The organism is Brachyspira sp. (genome assembly GCF_029258575.1).
GTDB lineage: Bacteria > Spirochaetota > Brachyspiria > Brachyspirales > Brachyspiraceae > Brachyspira.
Window position 1 is genome coordinate 1 of record NZ_JARHYI010000131.1, and the last position, 6,391, is coordinate 6,391.

The window sequence follows — 6,391 nt, forward strand, 5'->3', positions numbered from 1 at the left end:
AAGGCAATGAAATGAGATGCAGATTAATAGGTGCTAAAGAAAATACCAATTTGACAAATGATCAGAATAAAGATGCTGATAACAAATTAAGAGGCTTAGTTTATCAGTTAATAAATTATGTTCATACTTCAAACAGAGATTTATTTTTGAGCAATGTTACAAGACTTTATGCGGGAATGAATTTAAGTATACCAAGTATATTTTTAAATATTTTTAAAAGCGATGAAGAGTTTAAGACTATAGGAAATTCTTATATACTAGGGCTCAAAGGTTCATTCTATGATGATAAAGATAAAAATGACATATAATAAATAATAATTATTTTAATTAAAGGAGAATAAAAATATGGAAAATAAAGGTATTACTTTAAGCATAATATTTGAAGCAGAAAGTGCAAACTATGGAGAGAGTTTTGGAAACATAAGCTCTTTAAAAAAGTTAAGCAGAGGAGACGGAAACAGCTATAGTTATATATCAAGGCAGGCATTAAGATATAATATTATAAATCAATTAGGCTGGGATAATACAAAAGTTTCTAATGCTGATAAAGTTGTTCAATTTGAAAAAGATGCTTCTATTAAAGATTATCCTGAAATAGATTTTTTCGGATATATGAAAACTGGTAAAAATAGCGTTAATGGTTCTTCAAATACTAGAAATGCAGTTGTTAGATTAAGCAATGCTGTTGCTTTAGAAAGTTATAATTCTGATTTGGATTTTCTTACGAATATGGCACTTGCCAAAAGAGGAGCTATGGATAATGCTATTGCTCAAAGTGAAATACATAAATCATACTATACATACACTGTAACTATAGACTTAGATAAAGTTGGAATAGATGAAATTATAAAAGATAAAGAAAATAATAAAGACAAACATGAAATAGATAATAAAGAAAAAGCAAAAAGAGTAAAAGAGCTTTTAAAGATATTAAAAACTTTATACAGAGATATAAGAGGAAGGAGAGAAAATTTAAGTCCTATATTCATAATAGGAGGAGTTTATAATATAAAAAATCCTTTCTTTGAAAATAGATTGAAAGTTTATAAAAATAATTTAGAAATAAAAACTATAAAAGATGTTCTTGATTTAGACAGTGAAATAAAGGATAACACTATATGCGGATTAGTAGATTCAATATTTTCAAATAATGAAGAAATAAAAAAAGAATTAAATGTAAAAACTGTATCTTATGTTATAGATGAATTATCTAAAAAGGTTGATGAGTATTATGTATGATAATATAACAAGAGCAATTAAATTAGAATGTTATCAGAATATGACAAATTATAAAAGACCTTCCAGTATACAATTTCAGGAAAGTTTTAAACTTCCTCCATATTCTACTGTTATAGGAATGATTCATAAAGTTTGTAATTTTGCAGACGGATATAGAGAAATGAAAATAAGTATTCAGGGAGAAACTAAAAGTTCATTGACTGATTTGTATACTAGGTACTTTTTTGGAATAAAATATGATTCTCAAAGGCATCAACTAAAAGTCAAAAATGATGATGGAAGTTTTGACGGCATAACTAAGGGACTGGGATATACTGAAGTTATAGTTGATGTTAATTTAATTATTCATATTGTACCTGAAGATGAAAGTTTATTTGATATTATTGAAAATGGTTTAAAAAGACCTTCTGTATATCCTGCTTTAGGACGCCATGAAGACATTTTAAGAATTGATAATGTAAGTATTGTAGAACTTGAAAAAACTGATGAAATAGAAATGCTTTATGATGCTTATATGCCTTACAGTATGATTGACAATATAAGAAATAAAGAAGAATTAATGGGTACTGTTTATAATTTGAATAAAGTTTTTGATATCAACAAAAAAACTAATATAAGATACTGGAAAGAAAAAGTTAAAGCTAAATATATAAATAGAGGAAGTGTATTAACTTTTAAAAAAGATGTAATCAAAGAAAAAAATAGTAAATTAGGATTATTTTTAGCATAATGAAAAAAGAAAATTTTTTAGCTAAAAGCAATAAATATAATGATTCATATTATACAGAGAGTATTGAAAAACATACTAAAAATCTTATAAAATTATTTGAAGATTTTAAAAGTATGTATGAAAAATATTTTAATGAAAAAGAATTAGAGCTTATAAAAATAGCATGCGAAACTCATGACTTGGGAAAAATGAATTATAAATTTCAAAAGAAAATTTATAAAAGTATAAATCAAAACTTTGAAATTAATAATGACTTAGAAAAATTATATAAAGAGTTAAATATTGAAGAAATTCCGCATGGTATTTTAAGCTGTGCTTTTTTGAATATTAATGAATTAGAAGAAAAATTTTCAGAAGATGAGATAAAAGCATTATCAAGTGCTGTTTATAATCATCATACAAGAAAAGCTTTGAATAATAATGGTTTAGAAATAACTTCAGCTGACATAAAAACAATTGTTGATAACGATATTTCATTTTATAAAAAAAATTATAATGATAAACTCAAATGCAGATATTTAGCTGTATCAATGAATGTTATAAAAGAGAATTATAATCCTTCTTATGATATTTGGAAAAATTATATCATTATAAAGGGGATGCTTAACAAAATAGATTATGCGGCTAGTGCTTATGATAAGGAAATTGAAATAGAAAGCGATGATGCTTCTAAAAAAGTTTTAGAAAAGTTTAAGCCTAATGAATGCCAAGAGTATATGCTTCAAAATCAAAATAATAATATAGTTGTGATTGCTTCTACTGGTATTGGAAAAACTGAAGGGGCTTTGCTATGGGCTGGAAGTTCAAAAACTTTTTATACGCTTCCTTTGAAAGTGTCTATCAATGCCGTTTATGATAGGATTAAAGAAAATTATTATGATAGTGAAAAAATAAATTTCTTACATTCCGACAGCATTAATGATATGCTGGATAATGATATGAGTATTGATGATGTGCTTGATAAATATAATAAAAGTAAAAAACTTTCTTTTCCTTTTACTGTTTGTACTATAGATCAGCTTTTTTATTTTGTGTTTAAAGCTTTAGGAACAGAAATTTTCCCAGCAACTTTGAAATATAGTAAATTAATAATTGATGAAATACAATCTTATACTCCTGAAATAACTGCTTTTATAATTTACGGTCTTAAAGTAATAAATGATATAGGAGGAAAGTTTTGCATTATGACTGCCACACTTCCCCCTATAATAAAAAAATTGATGGAAGAAAATAATATTAAATTTGAAATGCCCAATAATGCTTTTTTTAAACTTGATAATAATAAAAAAAGTATTAAAAGGCATTTTATAAAATTCATTAATGAAAAAGAATTTGATTATAATAAAATATTGAAAAGTTCTGAAAATAAAAAAGTTTTGATTATATGCAATACTGTAAAACAGGCTCAAAAAGTTTACGGCAAATTAAAACATTTGATTAAAGAAGAAAATAATAATATTGAAATCAATCTTCTTCATTCAATATTTATAATGAAAGACAGAAAAGCAAAAGAAAAACAAATAAAAAACTTTGCTCCTAATGATGAGAATAAAAGAGAGGAAACTTTCGGTATATGGATATCAACTCAAATAGTAGAGGCTAGTTTGGATATAGATTTTGATGAACTTCATACTGATATGTCTGCAGCTGACAGTTTGCTTCAAAGAATGGGAAGAGTTTACAGAAACAGAGATTATAAAAAAGATGAACCTAATATATTTATTTATAATAGTGAAAATGGTGTTCCTTATGTATATGATAAAGAAATATATAAACGATCTGTTCATTATATAAAAAGCTATGATAATAAAATATTTACAGAAGAAGATAAACAGGATTTTATAAATAAAGTTTATGATTATGATGAATTAGAAAAAAGTAAATATTTAGAAAAAATAAAGGAGGCTTTAAAAAATATTACAAATCTTACTCCAGCATCTATTGCAAAAGGAGAATGCGATACATTATTTAGAAAGATAGATAATGTAACAGTAATGCCACTAAGTATTTACGAAGATTTAATTAGTAAAGAAAATAATATAATAAAAGAATATGAAGAATTATTAAACTTAAAAAAGTTAACTAAAGAAGATTATGAGAAATTAATAAGAAAGAAAAAAGAATTATTAGGCTTTACAACTTCTATAAAAACTTATAAAAGATTACAAAATGATACAGGTATTAAAGAAATAAATTTGGGCATAAACAAAACGAATAAAATATTTATTGTTGATTTAGAGTATAATAAAGAATTGGGACTCCTTGATAAAAAAGATGATTCTATGATATGGGATTAATATATTATATGATAGATAATGAAAATATAAATTATGTAACAGGTACAATTTATTCTTATAGTTTTTTATGTATGAGAAAGGTTTGGCTATCTTATCATAATTTATCTTTTGAAACTGAAAATGAGCTTGTGCAGATTGGAAAGTTTATTGATGAAAATACATATTCAAATCAAAAACATAATTTTATGATAGACGGTAAAGTGAATATTGACTTTTTAAAAAATAATGTGGTGCATGAAATAAAAAAGTCAGATAAAGAAAAACAAATGGCTATTAATCAAATAAAATATTATTTGTTTATATTGAAGCAGTATGGGTTTGATAATATAAAAGGAGAATTAAATATACCATCAAAAAGATACAAAGAAGAAGTAATTCTTGAAGAAGGCGATGATAAAAATATTTTAGAGCATCTTGAACTTATAAACAAAATTATAAAAAGTAATGATATTCCAGAAACTATAAATATAAGAGCATGTAAAAAATGTGCTTATTATGAGTTTTGCTATATATAGGAGGAGTTATTTTTATGAGTAAATCTTATTATTTGTTTTCAAGCGGAGAACTTAAAAGAAAGGATAATACTTTGCAGTTTGTAAAATCAAGCGGAGAAAAAAGAGATTTACCTATAGAAGTAATTTATGATATATATGTTTTTTCTGAAGTTACAATAAATACTAAACTGCTTAATTTCTTATCACAGATGGGAATATGTGTACATTTTTTTAATTATTATGAGTTTTATTCCGGAAGTTTTTATCCTAGAGAAAAATTAGTTTCAGGAGATCTTCTTGTTCAGCAGGTAATGCATTATAGTGATTATGATAAAAGAAGTTTTCTTGCTAAGCAATTTGTTTATGGAGCTACAGATAATATATTAAGAAATTTAAAATATTATGATAATAGGGGACGTGATTTAAAAGAAGAAATTGAATCTATAGAAAAACTAAAATCAAGTTTAAATAACTATTATAATATTAATGAAATAATGGGTATAGAAGGCAATATACATAAAGTTTATTATAGTTCTTGGAAAAAAATAATTAATCAAGAAATAGATTTTGAAAAACGTGTAAAGCGTCCTCCCGATAATATGATTAATTCACTTATAAGTTTTTTGAATTCTGTATTATATACGAAAGTATTATCAGAAATTTATAAAACACAATTAAATCCTACTATAAGCTATTTGCATGAACCGTCTGTAAAAAGATTTTCTTTATCTCTTGATACAGCAGAAATTTTTAAGCCATTAATTGTAGATAGATTAATATTTACTCTTCTCAATAAAAATATGATAAGTGAAAATGATTTTGATAAAGAAAGCAATTTTTTAAGACTTAAGGATAAAGCTTTAAAAATAATAATGGATGAATTAGAAAATAGATTGAAAACTACAATAAAACATAGAAGTTTGAATAAAGATGTATCATACAAACATTTGATTAGATTGGAATTATATAAAATTTCAAAACATTTGCTTGAAGAAAAAGAGTATAAACCTTTTGTAATATGGTGGTAGATAAATGTATTTGATATTAGTTTATGATATACAGACAGACGATGAAGATGGAGCCAAAGTTTCTAGGACAGTTTTTAAAATTTGTAAGGCATATCTTAATCATATACAAAAATCTGTATTTGAGGGAGAACTCTCTAATGTACAGTATTTAGAATTAAAAAATAAGCTCTTTGATATTTTAAGAAAAGAAAAAGATTCTTGTATAGTTTTTAAAAGCCGTAATGAAAAATGGTTAGACAAAGAATTTTTGGTAGAAGAAAGTATTGACAAGACATCTAATTTTATATAAAATATGATTGTCGTTGATGTCTTATTATTAAAAAATAATGGTTTATCGACAGATAATTTTTATAAAAAATATATTTATTAACTGTTTGATAATTATGCTTTGCTGCATATTTAGGATTTTGCAGTATAAATTATCAAATATGTATAAGTATACGGGTTTCTAATCTATCCATACTGGAATGTAAATGAACGTGAACAAGTCGACATTGCTCCTGTTCTTCAGGTTTCTAATCTATCCATACTGGAATGTAAATTATGGGATTATTACGGTTTTGAATTGAATGTTGACGGTTTCTAATCTATCCATACTGGAAT

The 6,391-nt window shown here is 24.7% G+C and carries 7 protein-coding genes; all 7 read left to right on the forward strand.

Annotation, left to right across the window (positions count from 1 at the left end):
- A partial coding sequence (locus Q1J76_RS10265) for a hypothetical protein (protein WP_300369985.1) occupies positions 1–308 on the forward strand: 308 nt, incomplete at its 5' end.
- Positions 309–345: 37 nt separating this feature from the next.
- Complete coding sequence (gene cas7i / locus Q1J76_RS10270; RefSeq protein ID WP_300369986.1) at positions 346–1,239, forward strand: type I-B CRISPR-associated protein Cas7/Cst2/DevR; 894 nt, start codon at positions 346–348, stop codon at positions 1,237–1,239.
- Entirely contained in the window at positions 1,232–1,969 is a 738-nt protein-coding gene (gene cas5 / locus Q1J76_RS10275) for a CRISPR-associated protein Cas5 (protein ID WP_300369987.1), read from the forward strand. The genes cas7i and cas5 overlap by 8 nt, the downstream gene beginning before the upstream one ends.
- The gene (cas3, locus tag Q1J76_RS10280) at positions 1,969–4,266 is read left to right on the forward strand and encodes a CRISPR-associated helicase Cas3' (RefSeq protein WP_300369988.1); all 2,298 of its coding nucleotides are present in this window, start codon (positions 1,969–1,971) and stop codon (positions 4,264–4,266) included. Before cas5 ends, cas3 begins: the two co-directional genes overlap by 1 nt.
- A gap of 8 nt (positions 4,267–4,274) precedes the next feature.
- The gene (locus tag Q1J76_RS10285) at positions 4,275–4,781 is read left to right on the forward strand and encodes a CRISPR-associated protein Cas4 (protein WP_300369989.1); all 507 of its coding nucleotides are present in this window, start codon (positions 4,275–4,277) and stop codon (positions 4,779–4,781) included.
- 14 nt (positions 4,782–4,795) lie between these two features.
- Positions 4,796–5,788 (forward strand): type I-B CRISPR-associated endonuclease Cas1b, encoded by a 993-nt coding sequence (cas1b, locus tag Q1J76_RS10290; RefSeq protein ID WP_300369990.1) that lies wholly within the window; start codon positions 4,796–4,798, stop codon positions 5,786–5,788.
- Between the two features lie 4 nt (positions 5,789–5,792).
- The gene (gene cas2, locus Q1J76_RS10295; RefSeq protein WP_300369991.1) at positions 5,793–6,077 is read left to right on the forward strand and encodes a CRISPR-associated endonuclease Cas2; all 285 of its coding nucleotides are present in this window, start codon (positions 5,793–5,795) and stop codon (positions 6,075–6,077) included.
- Positions 6,078–6,391: the final 314 nt, after the last annotated feature.